The sequence below is a fragment of the Streptomyces odonnellii genome (genome assembly GCF_000981895.1).
Taxonomy (GTDB): domain Bacteria; phylum Actinomycetota; class Actinomycetes; order Streptomycetales; family Streptomycetaceae; genus Streptomyces; species Streptomyces odonnellii.
Genome location: NZ_LATD01000005.1, coordinates 41695 through 64403, shown reverse-complemented (window position 1 = coordinate 64403; position 22709 = coordinate 41695). Strand labels below are relative to the sequence as shown.

At 69.3% G+C, this 22709-nt stretch carries 24 protein-coding genes, 1 tRNA gene and 2 pseudogenes; 13 read left to right on the top strand and 14 right to left on the bottom strand.

Features of this window, described 5'->3' with window-relative positions; all coding sequences use genetic code 11:
- Window positions 1-49: 49 nt before the first annotated feature.
- From WH07_RS00890 to WH07_RS00870, 5 genes are all read right to left on the bottom strand, one after another.
- A complete protein-coding gene (locus WH07_RS00890) occupies window positions 50-847 on the bottom strand; it encodes an amino acid ABC transporter ATP-binding protein (protein ID WP_046494224.1) in 798 nt (265 codons plus the stop codon).
- On the bottom strand, window positions 844-1887 hold the full coding sequence (locus WH07_RS00885) for an amino acid ABC transporter permease (protein ID WP_079022845.1): 1044 nt from the start codon (window positions 1885-1887) through the stop codon (window positions 844-846). Before WH07_RS00885 ends, WH07_RS00890 begins: the two co-directional genes overlap by 4 nt.
- 16 nt (window positions 1888-1903) lie before the next feature.
- Entirely contained in the window at window positions 1904-2824 is a 921-nt protein-coding gene (locus WH07_RS00880; RefSeq protein ID WP_046494270.1) for an ABC transporter substrate-binding protein, read from the bottom strand.
- Between the two features lie 97 nt (window positions 2825-2921).
- Entirely contained in the window at window positions 2922-3443 is a 522-nt protein-coding gene (locus WH07_RS00875; RefSeq protein ID WP_046494223.1) for a GNAT family N-acetyltransferase, read from the bottom strand.
- Entirely contained in the window at window positions 3443-4576 is a 1134-nt protein-coding gene (locus tag WH07_RS00870; protein ID WP_046494222.1) for an LLM class flavin-dependent oxidoreductase, read from the bottom strand. Before WH07_RS00870 ends, WH07_RS00875 begins: the two co-directional genes overlap by 1 nt.
- A 660-nt stretch (window positions 4577-5236) precedes the next feature.
- Between WH07_RS00870 and WH07_RS00865 the strand changes: the two genes are divergently transcribed.
- The 4 genes from WH07_RS00865 (at window position 5237) to WH07_RS00850 (ending at window position 8159) form a co-directional block, all read left to right on the top strand.
- Window positions 5237-6334 (top strand): amino acid ABC transporter permease, encoded by a 1098-nt coding sequence (locus WH07_RS00865; protein WP_079022844.1) that lies wholly within the window; start codon window positions 5237-5239, stop codon window positions 6332-6334.
- Window positions 6335-6390: 56 nt separating this feature from the next.
- Entirely contained in the window at window positions 6391-6924 is a 534-nt protein-coding gene (locus tag WH07_RS00860) for a type 1 glutamine amidotransferase domain-containing protein (protein ID WP_046494221.1), read from the top strand.
- Between the two features lie 91 nt (window positions 6925-7015).
- Window positions 7016-7420 (top strand): hypothetical protein, encoded by a 405-nt coding sequence (locus WH07_RS00855; protein ID WP_232788654.1) that lies wholly within the window; start codon window positions 7016-7018, stop codon window positions 7418-7420.
- A 223-nt stretch (window positions 7421-7643) separates the two neighbouring features.
- Complete coding sequence (locus WH07_RS00850; protein WP_046494220.1) at window positions 7644-8159, top strand: ATP-binding protein; 516 nt, start codon at window positions 7644-7646, stop codon at window positions 8157-8159.
- Between the two features lie 189 nt (window positions 8160-8348).
- Here WH07_RS00850 and WH07_RS00845 read toward each other — a convergent pair whose 3' ends face one another.
- Window positions 8349-8858: a DUF5709 domain-containing protein gene (locus tag WH07_RS00845; RefSeq protein ID WP_232788658.1), complete on the bottom strand. Its 510-nt coding sequence runs from the start codon at window positions 8856-8858 to the stop codon at window positions 8349-8351.
- A gap of 298 nt (window positions 8859-9156) precedes the next feature.
- Here WH07_RS00845 and WH07_RS00840 point away from each other — a divergent pair, with 298 nt between their 5' ends.
- From WH07_RS00840 to WH07_RS00830, 3 genes are all read left to right on the top strand, one after another.
- Window positions 9157-10506, top strand: coding sequence for an NAD(P)/FAD-dependent oxidoreductase (locus tag WH07_RS00840; protein WP_046494219.1), 1350 nt, complete (start codon window positions 9157-9159; stop codon window positions 10504-10506).
- A gap of 1 nt (window position 10507) precedes the next feature.
- Complete coding sequence (locus WH07_RS00835; protein ID WP_046494218.1) at window positions 10508-12358, top strand: transketolase; 1851 nt, start codon at window positions 10508-10510, stop codon at window positions 12356-12358.
- 137 nt (window positions 12359-12495) lie between these two features.
- Complete coding sequence (locus WH07_RS00830) at window positions 12496-13908, top strand: NADP-dependent succinic semialdehyde dehydrogenase (protein ID WP_046494217.1); 1413 nt, start codon at window positions 12496-12498, stop codon at window positions 13906-13908.
- Between the two features lie 126 nt (window positions 13909-14034).
- On the opposite strand, the gene WH07_RS00825 is transcribed toward WH07_RS00830, so the two are convergent.
- A complete protein-coding gene (locus WH07_RS00825; RefSeq protein WP_046494216.1) occupies window positions 14035-14409 on the bottom strand; it encodes a tetratricopeptide repeat protein in 375 nt (124 codons plus the stop codon).
- Between the two features lie 139 nt (window positions 14410-14548).
- Here WH07_RS00825 and WH07_RS00820 point away from each other — a divergent pair, with 139 nt between their 5' ends.
- On the top strand, window positions 14549-15514 hold the full coding sequence (locus WH07_RS00820) for a pirin family protein (protein ID WP_046494215.1): 966 nt from the start codon (window positions 14549-14551) through the stop codon (window positions 15512-15514).
- Between the two features lie 475 nt (window positions 15515-15989).
- Window positions 15990-16376 carry an HIT domain-containing protein gene (locus tag WH07_RS00815; RefSeq protein WP_046494214.1) on the top strand — a complete coding sequence of 129 codons (387 nt, stop codon included), beginning with the start codon at window positions 15990-15992 and terminating at the stop codon, window positions 16374-16376.
- 3 nt (window positions 16377-16379) lie between these two features.
- Here the strand turns inward: WH07_RS00815 and WH07_RS41675 are convergent, their stop codons facing one another.
- From WH07_RS41675 to WH07_RS00800, 4 genes are all read right to left on the bottom strand, one after another.
- Entirely contained in the window at window positions 16380-16748 is a 369-nt protein-coding gene (locus WH07_RS41675; RefSeq protein WP_269801340.1) for a glycosyltransferase, read from the bottom strand.
- A 168-nt stretch (window positions 16749-16916) separates the two neighbouring features.
- The gene (locus WH07_RS40725; protein ID WP_232788653.1) at window positions 16917-17489 is read right to left on the bottom strand and encodes a glycosyltransferase; all 573 of its coding nucleotides are present in this window, start codon (window positions 17487-17489) and stop codon (window positions 16917-16919) included.
- 105 nt (window positions 17490-17594) lie between these two features.
- Window positions 17595-17666, bottom strand: a tRNA-Thr gene (locus WH07_RS00805).
- A 46-nt stretch (window positions 17667-17712) separates the two neighbouring features.
- Complete coding sequence (locus WH07_RS00800; protein WP_046494213.1) at window positions 17713-18093, bottom strand: DUF6221 family protein; 381 nt, start codon at window positions 18091-18093, stop codon at window positions 17713-17715.
- A gap of 95 nt (window positions 18094-18188) precedes the next feature.
- Here WH07_RS00800 and WH07_RS00795 point away from each other — a divergent pair.
- Window positions 18189-18363 (top strand): annotated as a pseudogene (locus tag WH07_RS00795) (IS5/IS1182 family transposase); the annotation flags it as partial.
- 22 nt (window positions 18364-18385) lie between these two features.
- On the opposite strand, the gene WH07_RS00790 reads toward WH07_RS00795, so the two are convergent.
- Window positions 18386-18754, bottom strand: coding sequence for a hypothetical protein (locus tag WH07_RS00790; protein ID WP_046494212.1), 369 nt, complete (start codon window positions 18752-18754; stop codon window positions 18386-18388).
- Window positions 18755-18819: 65 nt separating this feature from the next.
- Here WH07_RS00790 and WH07_RS00785 point away from each other — a divergent pair.
- Window positions 18820-19083: pseudogene (locus WH07_RS00785) on the top strand (transposase); the annotation flags it as partial.
- Between the two features lie 282 nt (window positions 19084-19365).
- Here WH07_RS00785 and WH07_RS40175 read toward each other — a convergent pair.
- A complete protein-coding gene (locus WH07_RS40175) occupies window positions 19366-19545 on the bottom strand; it encodes a hypothetical protein (RefSeq protein ID WP_052744180.1) in 180 nt (59 codons plus the stop codon).
- A 309-nt stretch (window positions 19546-19854) separates the two neighbouring features.
- Between WH07_RS40175 and WH07_RS40170 the strand changes: the two genes are divergently transcribed.
- Window positions 19855-20142 (top strand): hypothetical protein, encoded by a 288-nt coding sequence (locus WH07_RS40170; protein WP_052744179.1) that lies wholly within the window; start codon window positions 19855-19857, stop codon window positions 20140-20142.
- A gap of 1 nt (window position 20143) precedes the next feature.
- On the opposite strand, the gene WH07_RS00775 is transcribed toward WH07_RS40170, so the two are convergent.
- Window positions 20144-21058, bottom strand: a complete 915-nt coding sequence (locus tag WH07_RS00775; protein WP_046494211.1) for an ion transporter — start codon at window positions 21056-21058, stop codon at window positions 20144-20146.
- 363 nt (window positions 21059-21421) lie between these two features.
- Here WH07_RS00775 and WH07_RS00770 point away from each other — a divergent pair, with 363 nt between their 5' ends.
- Complete coding sequence (locus WH07_RS00770) at window positions 21422-22567, top strand: acyltransferase family protein (protein ID WP_046494210.1); 1146 nt, start codon at window positions 21422-21424, stop codon at window positions 22565-22567.
- The last annotated feature ends 142 nt before the right edge of the window (window positions 22568-22709 follow it).

The following is a 22709-nucleotide window of genomic DNA, read 5'->3' as shown; positions in this document are numbered from 1 at the left end:
CTCCTCGCTGGATACGGGCGGATGAGAGGGAGTTGAAAGGGCGGGATCGTCACAGGACCTTGGAGAGAAAGGCCTTGGTCCGCTCATGGCGCGGCCGGTCGAGCACCTCGGCCGGCGGACCCTGCTCGACGACCAGTCCGTCGTCCATGAACACCACGGTGTCGGCGACCTCGCGGGCGAAGCCGATCTCATGCGTGACCACGATCATGGTGGTGCCACTACGGGCCAGATCCTTGATCACATCGAGGACCTCGCCGACCAGTTCGGGGTCGAGCGCCGAGGTGGGCTCGTCGAAGAGCAGCACCTTGGGCTCCAGCGCCAGCGCCCGGGCGATGGCCACCCGCTGCTGCTGACCACCGGAGAGCTGCCGCGGATATGCGTCGGCCTTGTCGGCGAGACCCACCCGCTCCAGCAGCCGGGCGGCCTGGTCCACGGCGGCCCTGCGGGGTCGGCGCAGCGCGGAGACCGGGGCCTCGATGATGTTCTCGACGACGGTGAGATGCGGGAAGAGATTGAAGTTCTGGAAGACGAAGCCGATGTGGAGCCGCTGCTTCAGGACCTCCCGCTCCTTGAGTTCATGCAGCTTGGAGCCGGAGCGGCGGTATCCGATCAGCTCGCCGTCGATGCTGACGTACCCGCGGTTGAGCTTTTCGAGGTGGTTGATGCTGCGCAGCAGGGTCGACTTCCCCGAGCCCGAGGGGCCCAGTACGACGGTGACCTCGCCCGTGCGGACCTGGAGGTCGACCCCGCGCAGCACCTCCAGCGTGCCGAAGTTCTTGTGCACACCCCGCACATCGACCATCAGCTCGCCGCTGTTCTCACCCGTGGCGTCGGTGTCGGCAGTCATCGCGGAAAACCTCCGGTGGCGGCAGCGGCCCGCATCCTGCGGGTGAAGCTTCTGGCCCGCTGGAGCGGGGTGGGCGGGGGAGTGCGCTCGGCGCCGCGCGCGAAGTGCCGCTCCACGTAGTACTGGGCGATGGACAGCAGGGTGGTGAGCAGGATGTACCAGGCGGTCGCGACCATCAGCAGCGGTACGACCCGGCCGTTCCGTCCGTAGATCACCTGGACCTGGTAGAACAGCTCGCCGATCGCCATCACCGAGACGATCGAGGTGCCCTTGAAGAGGGAGATGACCTCGTTGGCGGCATTGGGCAGGATGCCGCGCATCGCCTGCGGCAGCAGGATCCGGCGGAGCTGCCGCGGCCGGGGGATGCCCAGCGCCGCCGCGGCCTCCAACTGCCCGCCGTCCACCGAGATGATCCCGCCGCGCACGATCTCCGCGGCGTACGCGGCCTGGTGCAGGGCCAGCCCGATGACGGCGGCCGACATGGCGCCGACCAGGTTCATCGTGTCGAAGCTCCACAGCACCGGACCGAACGGGACGCCGACCCCCAACTCCTGATACAGGTAAGCGAGGTTGAACCAGAACAGAAGCTGGACGATGAGCGGGATCGAGCGGAACGCCCAGATGTACGTCCAGGCGACCGTCTGCAGGATCGCGCTGCGCGACAGCCGCATGAAGGCCAGGACGACCCCGAGCGCGAAGCCCAGGACCGTGCCGTAGGCGGTGAGCTGGAGCGTCACCCAGACGGCCTTCAGCACGGTGTCCGTGGACAGATAGAGAAAGAAGGTGTCCCAGTCCCAGCCCGGATTGGTGACCAGACCGTGGACGAACTGCGCGACGACGACCAGCGCCGCCGCCCCCGCCACCCACCGCCAGTGGTGGCGCGCGGGCACGACCTTCAGCGCCGCGAGGTCTTCCGTACTCGTCAGCACGCCCGTACGGACACCGGCCGGCGCGGAAGCCTGCGCCGGTACGGGAGTCGGCGGTGCCGCGGACGGCGGTACGGGCGGGGTGCCGGCCGGAGTGCCGGTTGCGGTATCCATCGGAGGCTCCTGCCGGCTACTTCGCTTCGGGCGGACTGATCTGCGACTCCTCGATGGCGGAGTCCCGCGTCCCCCACTTTTCGAGGATCCGGCCGTATGTGCCGTTCTCGATCAGCTCGTTGACCGCCCCCTGGAACGCCTTGAGCAGCGGCGAGCCCTTGGCGAACGCGAAACCGACATCGAGCCGGTGGAACTCGCCCAGGAACCTGACCCCGGCCGCGGGCTGGGCCGCCTGGTAGCGCAGCCCGTTGATGGTCGACATGACCACATCGATCCGACCCTGCTGAAGACTGGTCGTGATGGCGCCCTGGTCGGAGAAGACCTTGACCTTGTACGGCTTCTTGCCCGCGTCCGCGCAGACACCTTTCTGCGAATTGAGCGTCGCCTCGAAGGTGGTGCCCGCCGACGTGCCGACGGTCTTGCCGCAGAGCTGTTCCAGCGTGGTCACCTTGTCGAGGCTCGTGTCGTCCTTGCGGACGGCGAACCCCTGCCCGTCATTGATGTAGGTGACGAAGTCGATCGTCTTGCGCCGCTCGTCGGTGACACCGAAGTTCCCGGTGCCCAGGTCGTACTTCCCGCTGCCGAGCGCGGGCAGGATCGCCTCGAAACTCGCGTCCTGGCGCTCCAGTCGCAGCCCCAGCAGCTTGCTGACGGCATCGGCGATGTCGATGTCCAGGCCGGCCGGCTCACGGGTCGAGGTGTCCGGGAAGTACGCGCTGGGCGGCGCCCCCACAAAGGAGGCGATACGGAGCGTGCCCTGCGCGCGGACGTCCGCGGGCAGCAGGTTCGCCAGCGCCGCGTTCTTCTTCAGCGACGAGGTGACGTCGTCCGAGGGCGCGGGCGAGGCGGCGCCCGCCGGCCCGGGGCCGGACACCGTGTCCGCACCGCATCCCGCCAGGACGGGGAGCAGCAGGGCCGCGGCGAGGACGGCCGGCAGTCGGCCGCGCGACGGGCGCGGTGAACGTACGGGACGTACGGGCCTGTCGTCGCGGCGCGCGGGCCGCGTACGGCCCGGGATCAGGGGGCGCACGGGGTCATACCTTTCCTTCGGCGGAGCCGGCGGGACGGCCGGCGAGATCCTTCTCGAACGGCAGCGGGCCGATGGTCTCCGGATCGGCGCTCGTGTCAAACAGGGGTGTGTATCCGGCGGTGAGATAGAGCCCTCGCGCCTCGGGCTGGCGCGGCCCGGTGGTCAGATGGATCCGGCGGTAGCCCCGTGCGGCGGCGGTACGTTCCAGCTCGCCGACCACCCGCAGGGCCAGCCCCCGCCGCCGGTGCGCGGAGTGCGTCCAGATCCGCTTCAGCTCGGCCGTGGTGCTGTCGTACCGGCGGAACGCGCCCCCGGCGACCGGCTCGCCGTCCTCCAGCAACAGCAGCAGGGCCCCGTGCGGAGGCTCGAACTCCTCGTCCGGATAGCGGGCCAGCTCGTCCCGCGAGTCGATGCCGTAGCGGGTGGCGTACTCCCGGCCCAGCTCGCTCAGCATCGGCAGCACCAGCGGATCCGAGAGGGCCGTCCGTACCCAGGTCTGCCCGCCCGGCTCGGCGACGGAGGTCATCAGCCCGCCTCGGCCAGGCTCCGCGCGCCCTCGGCCGCGCGCTCGGCGTCCCGCTTGGCGACCTCTTCACGGACCAGCGGGATGACGTGACGGCCGAAGTCGACGGCGTCGTCGAGCAGGTCGTAGCCACGGGCGGAGATGATGTCCACGCCCAGGTCGTAGTAGTCGAGCAGCGCCGCGGCGACCGTCTCGGGCGTACCGACCAGGGCGTTGGAGTTGCCCGCGCCGCCGGTGGCGGCGGCGGTTGCGGTCCACAGCGCCCGGTCGTAGCGCTCGCCCGACTCCGCGATCGCGATCAGCCGCTGCGACCCGGTGTTCTCGGGCTCTCCCCGGCGGTGGTGGCGCACCAGGACCGGATCGCCCTGCTCCCTGCGCGCCTTGATCGCGTCCACCGTCCGGTGGGCCTTCTCCCAGGCCAGTTCCTCGGTCGGGGCGATGATCGGGCGGAAGGCCACCTGGATACGGGGCGGTGCCGGGCGCCCGGCCGCCAGCGCCGCGGCCCGCACCGCCTCGATCTGCTCCGCGGTCTTCTCCAGCGGCTCGCCCCACAGGCAGTAGATGTCGGCCTCGGCGCCGCCCGCCTCGTACGCCGCGGGTGAGGAGCCGCCGAACGACACACCGGGCCGCGGCTGCTGGACCGGGAACACATCGCTGACGAAGTCGTGGAAGCGGTAGTGCTCGCCCTCGTGGTCGAAGGCCTCGTGCGAGGTCCAGATCCGCTTGACGATCTCGATGTACTCGCGCGTCCGCGAGTAGCGCCGGTCCTTGGTGAGCGTGTCGCCCTCGCGGCCCTGCTCGTGGTCGTTGCCTCCGGTGATGAAGTGGACCGTGAGCCGCCCCTCGCTGATCCGGTCCAGCGTGGCGAAGGTCTTGGCGGCATACGTCGGATACGACACGTTCGGCCGGTGCGCCAGCAGGATCTGGAGCCGGTCCAGCCGGGAGGCGATGAACGCGGCAGCCGGCGCCGGATCGGGCGAGCCCGAACCGTACGCGAACAGCACCCGGTCCCAGCCGTGGTCCTCATGGGCGCGGGCGAGCCTGAGCGTGTACTCCTTGTCGAACGCGGCGCCGGAGCGGGGATTCGTCTCCGACCCGTCGTGGGTGGCGGCGATACCGAGGAACTCCACAGGCATGACGGACCTTTCGAGCGGGGAAGAGGAGCCGCCCGTACGCGGCCGGAGGGCATGCCGAAGGAACCCTGGGCACACGCCGCGGGACGCGGGACGGCGGCTCGACGGAAGAGCTGTGGCAGACGCGGGCAGGCGGAACTCGGAAGCTCGCGGACGGCGACTCGGAAGCGATGGCGCAGACAGCGGAATGGCGCGTGGAACGTCAGGGAGACGACGGCAGCGTGCGCCCGGAGGAGAAGCGGAGAGAGGCCCGCCGCGGAATCACCGAGGGAGGGAGGGGCCGGTCGGACGGCCCGCTGCCGGGTCAGATGCGACTGGTGCCGGGAAGGGCGTCAGGCGCAACAAGAGGCGGACCACACTCGACCGAAGTCGATGTGGCCGCGGGTGACCAACGGCGGCTGCTTCTGCATGGAGCCAATTGAGCACGGTACGTTCACCGAAGTCAACCGGTGCCCGCACTGTGGTCCGGCACCGCCGCTCCTTGACAAGGGCGCCGAGTCCGCCCGTACGATCGAGGGACGTACGACCCAGTGGTGCCCGGCCGTTGAGTGAAACCGGGGCCGGCACCGGGGCGTACCGGCCGTGTTGAGGGACGCGGTGTGCGCGAAGAGGTCCGCAGTACGCAGTCCACCGCCGCCCGCTCTCTCCCGCCGGAGCCCCCTCATGTCCGCAACCCCCGATGTCCTCGGTGTATCAGGCCCGTCCTCCCCAGGCCCGTCCCCTTCAGGCACGCCCTCCTCGGACACGCCTTCTTCGGACACGTCTTCCTCGGGCGCGGCCTCTCCGAAGCGGGATCTGTCGCCGCCCGGGGCCGATGAGATCACCCGTATCGTGCCCCGCCGTCACCTCGGCCGGTGGCTGTCCGGCACCGTGGCGCTGCTCTTTCTCGCGATGGTCGTCAACTCGGTCGTCCGCAACGAGCGGTTCCAGTGGAGTGTGGTGGGCCAGTACTTCACCACGCCCGCCGTACTGGACGGACTGCTGCTCACCCTCTGGCTCACCGCGGGTGTGATGGTGCTGGGATTCCTGATCGGCACCGTCTTCGCCGTCATGCGGCTGTCCGCCAACCCCGTTCTGCGCACGATCAGTTGGGGATACGTATGGATCTTCAGATCCACCCCGCTGCTGGTGCAGCTCCTGTTCTGGTTCAACATCGGCGCGCTCTATCCGACGCTCGGCGTCGGGATCCCCTTCGGCCCCGAATTCCTCACCTTCAAGACCGTGAACCTCTTCGGCGCGGGACTCACCGCCCTGATCGGGCTCACCCTGCACGAGGCGGCCTACGCGGCGGAGGTGGTGCGCGGCGGCATCCTCTCCGTGGACAGCGGACAGACCGAGGCCGCGCAGGCGCTGGGGCTGAGCCGCGGGCGGGTGCTGCGCCGGATCATCGTGCCGCAGGCGATGCGCTCCATCGTCCCGACCGCGGGCAATATGCTCATAGGCACTCTGAAGGGGACGAGCATCGTGAGCGTCCTCGCCGTACAGGACCTGCTCTTCTCGGTGCAGCTCATCTACAACCGCACGTACCAGGTGATCCCGCTGCTGATGGTGGCGACCCTCTGGTACATCGCGGTCACCAGCGTGCTGTCCGTCGGCCAGTTCTACGTCGAGCGGTACTACGCGCGCGGCGCGGCCCGCGAACTGCCGGCCACTCCGCTCCAGCGGCTGCGCCACCGGACCGCGGACCTGGCGGGACGCCTCCGTACCGCCACCGCCCCGACGCGCTCGCCCGCCGGAAATCGGGAAGAATTTCACAAGTAAGAGGAGAGAGGCACGAACGAGACAGTACAAAACTGTACGAAAAGAGTGTGAATCCCATGCGAGTGGCATTCCTCATGGCCCCCAAGGGCGTGGAGCAGGTCGAGCTGACCGAACCGTGGCAGGCGGTGGGCGACGCCGGCGGCGATCGCGTACTGGTCTCCACGGCACCCGGGGAGATCCAGGCCTTTGACGGCCTGGACAAGGCGGACACGTTCCCCGTCGACAGCACGGTGTCCGAGAGCGGCGTGGACGACTACGACGCGCTGGTCCTGCCCGGGGGCGTCGCCAATCCGGACGCCCTGCGGATGGACCCGAAAGCCGTGTCGTTCGTCAAGGGCTTCTTCGACGCGGGCAAGCCGGTGGCGGCGATCTGCCATGCGCCGTGGACGCTGATCGAGGCCGATGTGGTGCACGGCAGGACGATGACCTCGTGGCCGAGCCTGCGGACCGATCTGAGCAACGCGGGCGCCACCTGGGTCGACGACCAGGTCATGGTCGACACCTCCGCGCCCAGCACCCTGATCACCAGCAGGAAACCCGCGGACCTCGACGCCTTCTGCGCGACGCTCCTGAAGGAACTCGGGATCTGAGATACCCGGGATCGGAGGACCTCGGGATCCGACGACACCGGGTCCGAGCCGCCGGGGAGAGCCTGGAAGGACAACGAGAGGAGCGATTCCCGTGAAGAGTTCCGCGAAGAGTTCCGGGAACAGTTCCGGGAAGGGTACGCGCCCGCCCGTGGACGAGGTCGTGGTGGCGCTCACCAACGGGGCGAAGGAGGACGCGCACGCCGTGTTCGGTGTGCTGCGCACCGCCTTCGCCTGCGACCGCGCCGCCGACGACATCCCCCGGGAGGTGGCCGAGCGCCGTCCCACCGTATGGATCGCGACGTACGACGCCTCCCGAATGCGCAGGAAGCCGGGACCCGCGAAGCTGGACGCACCACTGACGGCCACCCTTCAGGGCGGCTACACCGCGGTGGACAGCATGCGGAAAACCCTGGCCTCCGTGTTCACCGTCCGTGACATCGGAACGGCCTTCGGCGACCAGGAGGAGGAGATCCAGGTGCGCCTGGAGAGCGGGTAAGCGCCGGTGTCCTGGGCGTGAACCGCCTTCATGTTGCGGTCATGGAGAGGCGACCTCACCCTGAGGATGACCCAGAAGTGGTTATCGCTCACGCTTCGTGCTCGGGGGTCGTTGGTACGTCGTCAGCAGTGGTACGGGTACGCGGCAGCGGTACGCGGTTGACGCCGGCGGCAGGGGTACAACGTGGCGAAGCCTGTGGGCCTCTGCGTGAGGAGCCTCGACCATGACAGTTCCACTCGCCCGTCACCACGTGGTGGAATTGCACGCCTCCCCGGAGCGCGTCGCGCAGCTCCGGCATATCGTCGCAGCCCATCTCCGGCGCTGGAAGCTCGAACTGCACGTCGATCCCGTCGGCAGGGCCGTCGCCGAACTTCTGACCAATGTCCATCGTCATACCGGCGACGACAACCACTGTGTACTCGAACTGCGCTGGACGGGCCGCCATCTCACGGTGTCCGTCGAGGACAACGGCCCCAGGATGCCCCGGCTGCGTACCGCGGGCGGCGGAGGGCTGGCGCGGGTCGCCGCGCTGAGCGACAGCTGGGGCACCTGCCCCACGGCCCAGGGCAAGGTCATCTGGTTCACCAGAAGTGTGCGCAGCCCGCAGGACATACCGCGGGGGCCGCGGGCCCCGCTCGGCGGACTCGACGCCGCGCGGCGCCAGCCGGTCCCGGAGCCCGCCCCCTTCCCGGATCTCCCGGCTCTTCCGGTCCGGCCGGCCGTTCCCGTACCGGCCTGACCGCATGTGACCCGCGCTGACGTGCCGTACATCCAGAAGAAGCGCCGTACACCACGCGGGAGTTCACCCGCTTCCGGTGTACGGCGCTCGCCTCCGGTGTACGTCGCTTGTCGTGTACCGCCTCTGCCGCGCTCTCACCGCGTTTCGTCCGCCGTGCTCGCAGCACCGCGTTCGCCGTGCTCCCGCGGCTCACGGCGGCCCGTACTCGTCCTCGTCGCCGTACGGCATCTCGTCCTCGTCGGCATACGGGACCTCGGACTCCTCCGTGTACGGAATGAGATGCACCGCGGCCTCCTCCGCCGACGCCGCGGCACCGTCGATCCCCACATCGCTCGCGATCATGTCCTTCTCGGCGTCCTCGTGCGCTCCCTCGTCGGGCGCCACCAGTCGCCCCGAGCGGTCGTCGCCGACCTCGTCGTCGAGCGTCTCGCCCTCTCCGTACGGCAGATCGCCGATGCCGTCCCCCACCGGGGCCGTCAGATCGGGGACCTCCTCGGCGAGCCGCTGGTCCAGCGTCTCGCCCCTGCGCTGCTCGGCGGCCGTCGTCCCGGTGTGCTCCACGCCCAGCGGGCGCTCCGGCGGCGACCAGCCCTCGTCGAAGGGGTCGGAGCCGCGGTCGAGCAGGGTGTCCTCGGGGTCGAGGATGCCCTCGTCGTCGATGATCTCCGAGCCGTCCGGCTGGTAGACCTCGTCACCCATCAGCCCGTCACTCTCGTCGCCGTCGCCGCTCACGTCGTACTCCCAGGGCCTCGCTCCCCGCGGGCCGGCCGTGCGCCGGCGCGTCGGGGTCCTGCCGGTGGGAAGGGGCGGCTCCTTCCTCTGGGTCCACCTTCCCACCTCTCCCCACCGTGTCAACCGGCGGAAGAAGCCCAGGTGGGGCGGCTCGTGCTGCGGGGTCCGCGGGGCGCGCGGCGGGCCGGGGTGTTTGTCGCCGCCCTCGGCGGGCACGTGACAAGTCGTCCCGTACGACCCGTTATGTAACAGTCCGGAGTCGAACGTGAGCCAGAAACGCATAGTCATCGTCGGGGCTGGATTCGCCGGCTACGAAGCCGCCCACACGCTCTCCCGCCGCCTGAAGGGCAGAGCGGAAGTGGTCCTGCTGAACCCCACGGACTACTTTCTCTATCTCCCGCTCCTGCCCCAGGTCGCCGCGGGCATTCTGGAGGCGCGCCGAGTGACCGTCTCCCTCCCCGGGACCCTGCGGCGCGTACGGCTCGTCCTCGGCGAGGCCGACCATGTCGACCTGGAATCGCGGTGTGTCGGCTACCGGGGACCGGAGGGCGAGCGCGGCGAGCTGACGTACGACCGGCTCGTCCTGGCCGTGGGCAGTGTCAACAAACTGCTGCCGGTGCCCGGCGTCGCCGAGTACGCGCACGGCTTCCGCGGACTACCCGAGGCGCTCTATCTGCGCGACCATGTCACCCGCCAGATAGAGCTGGCCGCCGATACCGCCGACCATGGCGAGGCAGCCGCCCGTACCACCTTCGTCGTGGTCGGGGCGGGCTACACCGGCACCGAAGTCGCCGCTCAGGGCCAGCTCTTCACCGATGCCCTGGTCCGCAAACAGCCCGCCTGGCGCCATGCGTGCAGGCCCCGCTGGATGCTCCTCGACATCGCCCCGCGCGTCCTGCCCGAACTGGACCGCAGGCTCTCCACCACCGCGGACCGGGTACTGCGCCGGCGCGGTGTCGACGTACGGACCCGTACCTCCGTCAAACGCGCCGGGCCGACCGGAGTGACCCTGGACGACGGCGAGTTCATCGAGACGCACACCCTGGTGTGGTGCGTGGGCGTACGGCCCGACCCGCTGGTCTCCGGAGTCGGCCTGCCCGTCGAGCGGGGCCGGCTGCTGGTCGATTCACAGCTCAATGTGCCCGGCCACCCGGAGGTGTTCGCCTGTGGTGACGCCGCGGCCGTACCCGACCTCACCAGGCCGGGCCGGTTCACCCCGATGACCGCCCAGCACGCCAGCAGGCAGGGCAGGGTGGCGGCCCACAACGTGATCGCCTCCCTCGGCCACGGCGAGCAGCAGGCCTACCGGCACAACGACTTGGGGTTCGTCGTGGATCTCGGCGGTGTCAAGGCCGCGGCCAACCCGCTCGGGGTGCCGCTGTCCGGACCGCTCGCGGGCGCCGTCACCCGTGGCTACCACCTGGCGGCCATGCCGGGCAACCGGGTGCGCGTCGCCGCCGACTGGCTGCTCGACTCGGTCCTGCCGCGACAGGCCGTACAGCTCGGTCTGGTCCGCTCGTGGACCGTACCGCTCGAATCGTCGTCGCCGGAGCTGGCGCGCGTACCCGGCGGACCCGACACCCCCGACCCAGACCGCACACCCCGCGAGGAGTGACATGAACAGCGAAGAACTGGCCGAACTGGGACAGCAGTTGAGGGTCGACTCGGTACGGGTCGCGGACAAGGCCGGATCGGGCCATCCGACCTCCTCCATGTCCGCGGCCGATCTGATGGCGGTACTGCTCGCCAAGCATCTGCACTACGACTTCGACCGCCCCGCCCATCCGGGCAACGACCGCCTCATCTTCTCCAAGGGCCATGCCACGCCGCTGCTGTACTCCATGTATCTGGCGGCGGGCGCGATCGACGAGCAGGAGTTCCTCACCTACCGCACGCTCGGCAGCCGGCTCGAAGGCCATCCGACCCCGGAGCTTCCCTGGATCGATGTCGCCACCGGCTCGCTGGGCCAGGGGCTGCCCGTGGGAGTCGGCATGGCGCTCGCCGGCCAGCGGCTCGGCCGTACCCCGTACCACGTCTGGGTGCTCTCCGGCGACAGCGAGATGGCCGAGGGATCGGTGTGGGAGGCGATCGAGCACGCCGGGGTCGAGCATCTCGACTCGCTGACCCTCGTCATCGACGTCAACCGGCTCGGCCAGCGCGGCCCCACCCGCCACCAGCGGGACCTGGAGGCGTACGGGCGCAGGCTCCGCGCGTTCGACTGGCACACCATCGAGATCGACGGCCATGACGTCGACGCCGTGGACGCGGCCTTCAACGAGGCCCGGTCGACCGGCCGCAGGCCGACCGCGATCATCGCGGGCACCCGGAAGGGCAAGGGCGTCGCCTCCGTCGAGGACCGCGAGGGCATGCACGGCAAGCCGCTGCCCGACGCCGAGAGCGCGATCGAGGAACTGGGCGGCCGGCGCTCCATCCGGGTCTCCGTGGCGAAGCCCGCAGGAGCCGAGGCCCCCGCCCGTACCGCCAGGCATCCCGTCACCCTCGAACTGCCGCGCTACGAGATCGGCGACTCGATAGCCACCCGCGACGCGTACGGACGGGCCCTCGCCGCGCTCGGTACGGCCAAGGGCGAGGTCGTCGCGCTCGACGGCGAGGTCAGCGACTCCACCCGGGTCGAGTTCTTCGCGAAGGAGCACCCCGACCGGTTCTTCGAGTGCTACATCGCCGAACAGCAGCTCATCGCCGCGGCCGTCGGCATGCAGGCGCTGGGCTTCGTCCCCTTCGCCTCGACCTTCGCGGCCTTCCTGACCCGCGCGCACGACTTCCTGCGGATGGCGTCCGTCGGCCGGGCCTCGATCAATGTGGTCGGCTCACACGCGGGCGTCTCGATCGGCCAGGACGGTCCGTCGCAGATGGGCCTGGAGGACCTGGCGATGTTCCGCGCGGTGCACGGCACCACGGTGCTGCATCCCTGCGACGCCAACCAGACGGCACGGCTGGTGGCGGACATGCACGCCCTCTCCGGCATCCGCTATCTCCGTACGCTCCGGGGAGCGACCCCGGTGATCTACGGGCCCGACGAGGAGTTCCCCGTGGGCGGCAGCAAGGTGCTCCGTCGCTCGGACGGCGACCGGGTGACCCTGATCGGCGCTGGTGTCACCGTGCACGAGTGCCTCAAGGCCGCGGATCTGCTGGCCATCGAGGGCATTCCCGTACGGGTGATCGACCTTTACTCGGTCAAGCCGGCCGACGAGCACACGCTTCAGGCGGCGGCGTCCGACACGGGCTGTCTGATCACGGTGGAGGACCACCGTCCGCAAGGTGGCGTGGGGGACGCGGTGGCCGAGGTGTTCTCGGACGGCCGCCCGGCGCCCAAGCGGCTGGTACGGCTGGCGGTGGACCGGGTTCCGGGGTCGGCGACGCCGCGTGAGCAGCTCCGGGCGGCGGGGATCGACGCGGACTCGATCGCGGCGGGCGTGCGGCTGCTGGTGGAGAAGATCATCCGCTGAGGGGGCGCGCTGGCCGGGGTGCGGTTGCGGGGGCGGGCGGTGCGCGCGAGGGTCGGACTGTCGGAGTTCGGACGGCCGGAGTTCACCGGCCGGCCGGAATTCTGGACGGCCGGAGTTCATATGGGGAGGAGCGGCCCATGCCCATCGCCACGGTCAATCCCGCCACCGGGGAGACGCTGAAGACCTTCGACGCGCTGGCGCCGGAGGAGATCGAGCGCCGCATCGCCACCGCCCACGCCGCGTTCCGGCGCTACCGCACCACCGGATTCGACGAGCGCGCCCGGCTGCTGAACCGTGCCGCCGGACTGCTGGACCAGGACGGGCCCGACCTCGCCCGCACGATGACCACCGAGATGGGCAAGCCGGTCGCGGCGGCCCGTGCCGAGGCCGCGAAGTGCGCGAAGGCCATGCGCTGGTACGCCACGTACGCCGAGGAACTGCTCGGGGACGAATTCCCCGCCGACGCCGACGTCAAGGACAGCGGGGCCTCCCGGGTGCGGGTCCACTACCGGCCGCTGGGCGTGGTGCTCGCGGTGATGCCGTGGAACTTCCCGCTCTGGCAGGTCGTACGCTTCGCCGCTCCCGGCCTGATGGCGGGCAACGTCTGCCTCCTCAAGCACGCCTCGAACGTGCCGCAGACCGCGCTCTGTCTGGAGGATCTCTTCCGGCGCGCGGGCTTCCAGGACGGCTGCTTCCAGACCCTGCTGATCGGCTCCGACGCGGTCGAATCCGTCCTGCGCGACCCGCGGGTGGCCGCCGCGACGCTCACCGGCAGCGAACCGGCGGGGCGCTCGGTGGCCGCGATCGCGGGCGACGAGGTCAAGAAGACCGTTCTGGAACTGGGCGGCAGCGACCCGTACCTCGTGATGCCCTCCGCGGACATCGAGCGCGCGGCCAGGACCGCGGTGACGGCCCGGGTGCAGAACAACGGCCAGTCGTGCATCGCTGCCAAACGGTTCATCGTGCACGAGAAGGTGTACGACGCCTTCGCCGACCGGTTCACCGCCGGGATGCGCGAGCTGACCGTGGGCGATCCGCTCGACGAGTCCACCGACGTCGGGCCGCTCTCCACCGAGCGTGGCCGCGCCGACCTGGAGGAACTCGTCGAGGACGCGCTGAGCCGGGGCGCGACCGCGCTGTGCGGCGCCCGGCGCCCGGAAAAGTGCGAGCGGGGCTGGTACTACGAGCCCACCGTCCTCACCGGCATCACCGACGCGATGCGGATCCATCACGAGGAGGCGTTCGGCCCGGTCGCCACGCTGTACCGGGCCGCGGATCTGGACGAGGCGGTGGAACTGGCCAACGACACACCGTTCGGGCTGAGTTCCAACGTATGGACGCGCGACGAGGACGACGTACGCCGCTTTGTCCGCGATCTGGAGGCGGGCGGGATCTTCTTCAACGGGATGACGGCCTCGCACCCGGCGCTGCCCTTCGGGGGAGTGAAGAGATCGGGGTACGGGCGGGAGCTGTCGGGGCATGGGATCCGCGAGTTCTGCGACATCACGACGGTGTGGCACGCGGCGGAGCCGGCCGAGGACGGAGGCTGAGAGGGCCGGTGGTTGAACGGCCGGGACGGGGGGCGGGCGGAGGCTGAACGGGCGAGGCCTGAACGGGCCGGGGCCGGGAGCGGGCCGGAGGCTGACGCCTGGCCCGCTCCCGGCCCGTGGGGGTCCTCAGCTTTCCTCTGGTTGCTCTGATGGCGCTTGCTCGGTGGGGAACTCACCGGCGAGCGCGGCGGCCATCCGGAGCTGGGTGGCGGCCTCGGCACGGCGGCCCTGCCGCTCCAGGGTGCGGCCCAGCATGAGCCGCGCGTACGCCTCCACCGGGTCGCGCTCCAGTACGGTACGCAGTTCGGCCTCCGCCTTTCCCAGCCGCGCGGAGTGGTAGTACGTACGGGCGAGCAGCAGCCGCGGGGCCACCTGCTCCGGCACCTCGGCCACCAGCCCGGTGAGGATGCGGGCGGCTGTCACATACTCCTTGGCCTCGAAGAAGAGCTGAGCGCGGTCCCAGCGCTCGGCGGCCGTCCCGTACTCGTAGTAGGTGTCCACTTACCCTCCTGTTCCGGTGTCGTACGCCCACAACAGGCATGGTTGGTTGAAAATTCCACGATCGATGGAGTGTGGGTCCCGGTGGTGCGGATACCGCTGGACACTGCCCCTCCGGACGCCACGGGACTAGGTTGGCGCCATGAGCAATCTTGATCGTCAGGCCGCCGTCACCGTCTGCGGCGGTCGCGGCTTCGTCGTCGCCGAACCGGTGCGCGAACTGCTGAGCCCGCGCCGGGTCCAGCTCGGCGGATCCACCGAGGTCCGCCGGCTGCTGCCCAACCTCGGCCGCCGCATGGTGGGCGCGTGGGCCTTCGTCGACCACTACGGCCCGGACGACATCGCGGACGAGCCGGGGATGCAGGTGCCGCCGCACCCCCATATGGGCCTCCAGACGGTGAGCTGGCTGCATGAGGGCGAGGTCCTGCACCGGGACAGCGTGGGCAGCCTCCAGACCGTACGGCCACGGGAACTGGGCCTGATGACCTCGGGCCGCGCGATCTCCCACTCCGAGGAGAGCCCGAAGTCGCATGCCCGCTTTCTGCACGGTGCCCAGCTCTGGGTGGCGCTCCCCGACGCCCACCGCCAGGTCGAGCCGCACTTCCAGCACCACGCGGACCTGCCCACGGTCACGGCCCCGGGACTGACCGCCACCGTCATCCTCGGCACACTGGACGGCACGGTCTCACCCGGCACGGCGTACAGCCCCCTCACCGGCGCCGACCTGTCCCTGACCCGCGGCACCCGGACCCGCCTGCCCCTCGAACCGGACTTCGAGTACGCGGTCCTCTCCATGTCCGGCGAGGCCGAGGTCGACGGCGTTCCCGTACTGCCCGGCTCCATGCTCTACCTCGGCTGCGGCCGCTCCGAACTCCCCCTCCACGCACAGTCCGACGCGGGCCTGATGCTCCTCGGCGGGGAACCGTTCGAGGAGGAGATCGTCATGTGGTGGAACTTCGTCGGCCGCACGCACGAGGAGATCGAGGAGGCCCGGCGCGGCTGGATGGAGGGCTCCCGGTTCGGTGAGGTCCACGGCTACGACGGCGCCCGTCTCCCCGCCCCGGCCCTCCCGCCGGCCCCACTGAAACCGCGCGGCCGCACGCGCTGACCCGCGCGTTCGTGTCCGCGGGCCGGATGGCATTCTCTGATCGTCGATTCCCGCGGTGGTGCGATCCGGCGCCCCGGCCAGGGTGGTCCGATTGAGAGAGCCGGTTCGAGTCGCAGGTGCTGCCGCCTCTTCTCATGTGTGCCAGAGCTCATGCTGACCCAATGCTGACTTTTATGACGCGTCGTCAGCTCACGATCGGAGGCTTCCCGGCGGCCGTATGGCTGTCGAACCGTCCGTATCCGGTGCGTGGCCGATGGTCCGTGCCGCGAAGGTGGCGGCTTCGAGCTGATGTACTACTGGCAAGGTGGGGGCTTGACCTCGTGCGGTGACATTCGGGATTTCGGGAACAGGGGCGGGGGGCTCGGCCGAGCGTTCCACGTCACGATCTCAGGGGGCTGATGCGAGGCAGGGGCAGATAGGGGCTGGACGGTAGGGTAACGGTGACGTTACCGTCCGACATGGAAAGTTACTCACTGTGACCTCTGCTGTGGCCCCGTCGGCTTCGGACTTCTACTGCCATCAGGCCATCCCTGGGCTTACGCCGGTCAAGGTGGTGGTGGAGACGGAGGATGTGCTAGCGTTTGAGCACACCAACCCCGCGCATCCGGTGCACGTCGTGGTGGTGCCGAAGCAGCATATTCCGTCGCTGATCGACCTCGGTGACGGGGGTGACGAACTGCTGGCGAAGGTCATGGCGGTTGTACGGCAGGTCGCGGCGCAGATCAAGGAGGAGCACGGCGCGGCTTCTGTCACCACGAACGTCGGGCTCAATCAGGAGTCTCAGCACCTGCATTTCCACGTGTACCACCGCGGGGAGTCCGACGACCAGATCCTGGCGATGTACGGGCACCACGACGGCTGAGTTCTACCGGGCGCGACGGGTGCGACCCGGCTTGGCTGCGGCGACGGTCTCCTGTGCGATCAGGTCGGCGGCGCGATGGATGGTTTCTGGGCCGGGCCGCTCCCGATTGATCCGGCCGAGGTCGGCGGCAAGCTCCATGCACGCCTTGGCCAGAGACGCTCCGCCGTGCAGCTTGTCGTCGTCAGGTACCACGATGCACTGCCCGAGGTGTCGTCGCGCGTAGGCGGCTGCGTTGTCGAGCTGGTCGCCACGGCTGACCGTCGCGGGCAGTGGGATGAGTACGGCCCGCTTGCCGAGCGCTTCGAGTTCGGCAAGCGTCGTCGCGCCGGCACGCCCGATCACCAGGTCTGCCAACCACAGGGCATCGGCCATCTCGTCGTGCAGGTACTCCAGTTGCCAATACCCCGGGTACCCCCTTGAGCGAGCGGTCGAGGTTGCCCTTCCCTCGGACATGAACGACCGCAAACCGCGCGCACAGGGCGCCAAGTTGGCTCTGTACGGCGTCATTGATGCGTTGGGATCCGCTGCTGCCGCAGAAGATCAGCAGAACCGGCACGCCAGCAGGGACTCCAAGTCGCCGTCGCAGTCGCTCTGGTTCGCCGACGGCCAGGTCATGGCGCAGGGGCAGGCCGGTGACGGCGGTTTCCGGGCGAGCCATCGCGGTGTGTCGGCGGGCGCGGCGACGGACAGGCAGACCCTGGTGGCCATCCGGGCGACGATCTTGTTGGCGAGGCCAAGGGAGTGGTCGGACTCGTGGACCACGATCGGGACTCCGCAAATCCAGGCGGCAATCCCGACAGGCACGGACACGTAAGAGCCTTTTGAGAACAGGGTGATGGGTCGCTCGCGTCGCATGGCCTTCGCTGCCGCAGCGATGCCGCGCAGGACGGTGAGTGGCATCAGCAGGTTGCTCCATGAGCCGTAGCGCTTCAGACCCGCAGAGGGGACGGGGCAAAACGGAATGCCGGCCTTCCGGGCGTATTCGTGTTCGATGCTGTCCGGCCGCCCGAAGAACACCAGTTCCTTTACGCCTTGTTCAGAGGGTCGGGCCGCCACGGCGAGGGCGGGAACGACATGTCCGGCGCTTCCGCCTCCGGTGATTGCAATTTTCATCTGGAGTGCACCTAGCCTGTTTGGTTGCGATTTTAGCGTAAGGGATTTTTTTGCGGCGCCGAGCGCTGTGGCCGAGCGTCCGAGCGCTACCCACTGGGAGATTTGTCGGGTCGGCTGGATTCGAACCAGCTCCTCGGTAACACTTATGCCGTGCTCCAGCCCTTGAGCTACGACCCGTTGGCGACTTCGACGCTAGGGGCTGTCCCGTAAAACGATCCCCGTCTCAGGGGCGTCGGGGGTAGCCAGGGTGATCGCCGTAGGGTGACGCGAGGTCGAGCAGGTCATCGCATGGCCAGGTCTCGCCGTCGTACTGGCAGTCGTCGCGGTTGTCCCACGGTAGTTCGGGGTCGCCCGTGGCAGGACTGAGTACATGGCGGGCGAGCACGCGTCGCTTGGCTTCAACCTCCCGAAGGACGCGAGCCGGATCGTGCAGCGCGACGTGCAGGGCGATCGTGGGATGGAAGCCGGAGAGTTCTACTTGGCAGAAGTCGACCGTGTGCCCGTGAGCGGTCCACTCCCCGCAGCCGTCACCGTCGCAGCGTCGGGCCAGGTCGGCCTCCTCGTCCAGCCGTGCGTGGAGGAACGTCACAAGGTCTTGGCTCATGGGGTCATCGTGGACGATGCAGCCAGGCCCGGTCGCCTGATTTCCGTGCTGTGGGCAGGACCTGGCTGGTAGGCGGAAGCTGGGATGATCTTGCTGTGGCTGGTGTGATCACGGCGTCGGAGCCGTCCTGGATATCCGCGTTCACCGGGCTGAGCCCGCGGCAGTTCGGGAAGCTGGTGACGGTGCTGCGGCGCGAGGGGGCGGACGTGGTCCGCAGGGGTCGGCCGTGGAGTCTTCCGCTGGAGGACCGGGCACTGCTGGTCGCGACCTGGGGCGCGTATCGAGTCGTGATCTAGTGGCGCAACAGCCAACGCCAGCGAGGCTGTTCGAGCACGGCCGATGTCGCGGCCAGCGCGGTCGCGACAACCGCCGCCCATGTGGGCCACGCGAACCACGGTGCCACCGCTGCGGCGGCCACTTCGAGGAGCACGAGCAGGAACATTGCCGCGCCGGGGATGGCCACCGGCGGGTCGAAGGGGCGGTTGCCGGGTGTTCCGACGACGGCCGGCGGTCCGATCAGCAGGACCAGCGCGGTGATCGCGATCGTCCAGTCGATCCGGTGCAGCGCCCACGGGGTGGCCGTCCAGCCGATGAGTTCGGTCAGGAACCGCAGCCCGGAGGTGGCGTTGGTGCGGTTCGGGGAGTCGGCGGCCTGGGTCATGATCCCTCCCCGGCATGGAGCGGCGCGGTGTCGGGCTCGCTGATGGTGGCCTCGGCCCGCATGCCGGTAAGATCAACACGATCGCCGACGGCGGCTACCCAGGCACCGGCCTGGTCATCCCGCACCGCCGCAAGCACGGCCAGACCGAATTTCCGGGCTGGAAGGAAGACCACAACAGGTCCCACAAACAGGTCCGAGCCCGCGTCGAGCACGTCTTCGCCCGTATGAAGACCTGGAAGATCCTTCGCGACTGCCGCCTCAAAGGCGACGGCGTCCACCACGCCATGCTCGGCATCGCCCGGCTGCACAACCTCGCTCTCGCCGGATAGGACGGCGGGCCCTACGGCGACCAAGCATGTCCGGACGCCCTAAAGATCATTTACGGGACAACCCTTAGGCTGCCTTCCAGCTTCGTGATCTGACATCAGGGCTGGCCGGGAAACGGGTACGGCTACCGCGTAATCAGCGGGGGTCGTGTGGACTCCTGAAGATCGCGCGGCGGCCACGACCCGCAGCGTAGACCCTGCCCGCTGGTGGGCGATGTTCGACCAGGTCATGGCCCGGATCGCGGGCCGGTTCGGGCGAGTCGAACTCCGGGCTGCGGCTCGTGCCTACCTGGTCGGGTTGCTGTCGGGCATCGAGCGGAAGAATTCTGGCAGAGGGCCGAGCGGCGGCCCATACTCGGCGACGAAGCCCACGGCCAGGGCCCTCAGCTCCGCGCCGCGCTCAAGGCACGCGGCACCGGCTACGTGATGGCCCTCGCCCGCTCGGTCCTGGTGAGGATCAGCCACGGTCGCGTCCTTGTCCGCGCGGACAACGCCGCCAGCCGCCGGCCCGCCACGGTCTGGCAGCGGCACAGCATCGGCATCGGCGCGAAGGGGCGCGCTATTACGACTGGGCCTGGGTCCGCATTGGCACCGGCAGCCACCAGCACCCGCTAGTCCGATGCGACCTGTGTAGGGGCGAACTCGCCTTCTACCTGTGCTGGTCACCCATCGAAGTCTCCCTGTCCGAAGCTGGTCCGCGTTGCTGGCATCCGCTGGAGCGTGGACGAATGCTGCCAGGTGCCAGGCCGGCCTGGACCATTACCAGGTCCGACAGTGGGGCCCTCTTGGCACCGCCACATCACGCTCGCCCTGGCCTTCCTGACAGCCGTCGCCGCCGACGCGGCACGTCAGCGGCCCGCCGATATGCACGAGCCCGCCCGCAACAGCGATCCGATCACGCTGACCATCCCGGAGATCCGCCACCTCCTCGCCGCCATCTTCCGCCCACCGGCCATGGCGGCGGCCAGGCTGCTGCGCTGGTCCACCTGGCACAGACGCCACCAGGCAACGGCCCGACGCTGCCACTATCGACGATGGGCCGCCGACGACTCTCCTGGGTAGATCACGAAACCGTACTGGAGTACTGGCTCCCTGCGTCCTCGCATCTGCAGGTCGGCCGGGACACCGACAGACGGGCTTCGACGGCGTCCAGGGCTTGGCGTGCAGCGAGGATCTGAGCACGGAGGGCTTGCTCCGGTTCATCTGCCTGGGCAGATGGTCCGACGACGGGCTGTCGGGCTTCTGCGGCCTCCAACTCCTTTGCTTCTTCCAGGGAGTTGACGACGACACCGATGAGGAGGTTGACCAGGAGGAACGAACCGAGAAGGACGAAGGAGCCGAAGTAGAGGATGGTCCAGCGGGAGATCTCCAGGCCCGCTCGGACCGCGTCGCCGAGGCCGTCGAGGGTCATCAGGAGAAAGAGGGTGAGGGCCGCACGACCGAGCGAACCGTAGTGCTCGGGAGCGTCGTCGGCGAAGAACACCCACCCGACCATGGCGTACACATACAGCAGGAGCGTGCCGACGAGCAGGAAACTGAAGGTTCCCGGAAGGCTCTTGCCCACGGCCACGATCACGATGCGCAATTGAGGCAGGAAACGCGCGGCCCGCAGCACTCGGGCAAGGCGCAGGAGCCGGAGCACGGTGGCGTTCTCACGGGCGAACGGCATAAAGGCCAGGCCGACGACCAGCAGGTCGAAGACGTTCCAGGGATCGCGAAAGAAGTCTCTCGGGCGGTCGGCGTGGGCGGCAACGCGTACCAGTATCTCGGCGGTGAAGGCGACGAGAAAGAGATGCTCGGTGCCCTTCAGGGCGTAGTGCCATTGATGCACCACACCGCTGTACGTCTCGATTCCCAGCAGGGCGGCGTTGGCCGCGATGAGACAGAAGACAGCCGTGGTGAACGCGGTGGAGTCCACGATGCGGCGACTGCGTTCCGCGAGGGCGTGCCGTAACGCTTCGGAGGTCTGTCCGGGCATGGGTGTTTTCGTTTCCTCGCAGACCTGTTCCGGCTCACCAACAGATATGGATCTTAAGGGGTGCTGGTGTCGGCCGTGCTGGGCAGTAAGGGGCCGCCCCCTGGCTGTGCCGGTCACCGGCCAGGACGGCACCCTCCCGCGGCGATTGGATTGTCCAGCTCATCACGAAAACATGCGAATGGAGCATGAAGTGGGAGTTAATTCTGAGAATTGAATGAACAAACGCATCCCTGAGTGCTTCCTGGGCACGGGCTCGGGATGGACAGCACTCCGACTGCACAAGGACCTGGTTCGGACAGACCCGACGGAAACGTCGCTGGGCCACCTGGCCACGCCGGTTCCGGTGTCCGAACGGGTGGCACCGTGACCCTGGCCCCGCCGCCTCCGGACGACCGGCGTGTCCGGGGTGGGCACGGATTCCCGTCGGCACTGGGGAAGGGCCGGGTGCGGGGCGTCGACGGACTGCGGACCCTGGCCGTCGTCCTGGTCCTGGCCTATCACTTCGTACCGGGCCCACTGCCGGGCGGCGCCTTGGGCGTGGACGTCTTCTTCACCATCAGCGGATTCGTCATCACCCGGCTGCTGCTCGCCGAGTTCGCCCGCACCGGTGCGGTCGGTATGCGCTCGTTCTACTGGCGGCGCTGGAAGCGGCTCGTCCCCGCCCTTCTGGTGGTCTGCGCGGTGTGCGCCGTCCTCGCGGGCACCACGCGGCTCCGGGGCTTCGAGGATGCGTGGACGTCCATTGCCCTGTCCGCCACGTTCCTGGTCAACATTGTCCGGGCCGCCCAGCCCGGCCTCTACACGGACGAAACCGCACTCCTCGGGCACACCTGGTCGCTGGGCGTGGAAGAACAGTTCTACCTGCTCTGGCCACCGTTGCTCCTGCTCCTCCTGCTCCGCCTCAGGCCCCGCACCGTCCTGCTGTGCGCTGTGGCGCTCTGCCTGCTGCCGGTGCTCTGGCGCTGTGTCCTGTGGAGTCCGACCGCGGCGCACCGCATCTACAACGGCACCGACACCCGGGCCGACCAACTGCTGGTCGGCGCGCTGCTCGCGCTGGTGATCGCCCGGCTTGACTCGGAGGACCCTCGGCTGGCCGCGTTGCGCCGGTGGGCGGGACGGCTGGCCTGGCCGGCGATGGGAATGCTGGCTCTGATCGTCTGGCAGGTGCCGATGACCGGCACCAGCGCCTGGACGGCGCCGTGGTACACCGTGGGCTTCCTGGTGACGGCCGTCCTCTCTGCCACGGTGATCGCGGCGCTGGAACTCCGGCCGCTCAGCCTGCTCTCCCGTGTTCTGTCCCTGGCCCCGCTCGCCTGGACCGGGCGCAACCTCAGCTACGGCCTCTATCTGTGGCACTACCCCCTCGGCCGCCTGATGGCCGGCCTCGGACTGGACACCTGGCATGTACCGGCTGCCATCGCCGCCACGTTCGCGGCGGCGACGGCCTCCCACTATCTCGTCGAGAAACCGCTCACCCGCCGCAAGCGCCCGCAGACGGCGACCATTTGACGACAGCCACCCCGGAGCGCCCGGACACGAGGACTGTCACGGCAGCGTTGACCGGAGTGTGGGCATCAAGGAGTTCGTACGGGGAGATGGGCATGGAGAGAGTCCAGCTCGGCCCCCGACTAGGGGCGTCCGGTGAGTTCGG

Bases quoted from the DNA above. Each gene is read 5' to 3' on its own strand.
- WH07_RS00890 (WP_046494224.1), bottom strand. From the start codon at position 847: ATGACTGCCGACACCGACGCCACGGGTGAGAACAGCGGCGAGCTGATG.
- WH07_RS00885 (WP_079022845.1), bottom strand. From the start codon at position 1,887: ATGGATACCGCAACCGGCACTCCGGCCGGCACCCCGCCCGTACCGCCG.
- WH07_RS00875 (WP_046494223.1), bottom strand. From the start codon at position 3,443: ATGACCTCCGTCGCCGAGCCGGGCGGGCAGACCTGGGTACGGACGGCC.
- WH07_RS00870 (WP_046494222.1), bottom strand. From the start codon at position 4,576: ATGCCTGTGGAGTTCCTCGGTATCGCCGCCACCCACGACGGGTCGGAG.
- WH07_RS00865 (WP_079022844.1), top strand. From the start codon at position 5,237: ATGTCCGCAACCCCCGATGTCCTCGGTGTATCAGGCCCGTCCTCCCCA.
- WH07_RS00860 (WP_046494221.1), top strand. From the start codon at position 6,391: ATGCGAGTGGCATTCCTCATGGCCCCCAAGGGCGTGGAGCAGGTCGAG.
- WH07_RS00850 (WP_046494220.1), top strand. From the start codon at position 7,644: ATGACAGTTCCACTCGCCCGTCACCACGTGGTGGAATTGCACGCCTCC.
- WH07_RS00845 (WP_232788658.1), bottom strand. From the start codon at position 8,858: ATGGGTGACGAGGTCTACCAGCCGGACGGCTCGGAGATCATCGACGAC.
- WH07_RS00835 (WP_046494218.1), top strand. From the start codon at position 10,508: ATGAACAGCGAAGAACTGGCCGAACTGGGACAGCAGTTGAGGGTCGAC.
- WH07_RS00830 (WP_046494217.1), top strand. From the start codon at position 12,496: ATGCCCATCGCCACGGTCAATCCCGCCACCGGGGAGACGCTGAAGACC.
- WH07_RS00820 (WP_046494215.1), top strand. From the start codon at position 14,549: ATGAGCAATCTTGATCGTCAGGCCGCCGTCACCGTCTGCGGCGGTCGC.
- WH07_RS41675 (WP_269801340.1), bottom strand. From the start codon at position 16,748: ATGGCCGATGCCCTGTGGTTGGCAGACCTGGTGATCGGGCGTGCCGGC.
- WH07_RS40725 (WP_232788653.1), bottom strand. From the start codon at position 17,489: ATGAAAATTGCAATCACCGGAGGCGGAAGCGCCGGACATGTCGTTCCC.
- WH07_RS00800 (WP_046494213.1), bottom strand. From the start codon at position 18,093: ATGAGCCAAGACCTTGTGACGTTCCTCCACGCACGGCTGGACGAGGAG.
- WH07_RS00790 (WP_046494212.1), bottom strand. From the start codon at position 18,754: ATGACCCAGGCCGCCGACTCCCCGAACCGCACCAACGCCACCTCCGGG.
- WH07_RS00775 (WP_046494211.1), bottom strand. From the start codon at position 21,058: ATGCCCGGACAGACCTCCGAAGCGTTACGGCACGCCCTCGCGGAACGC.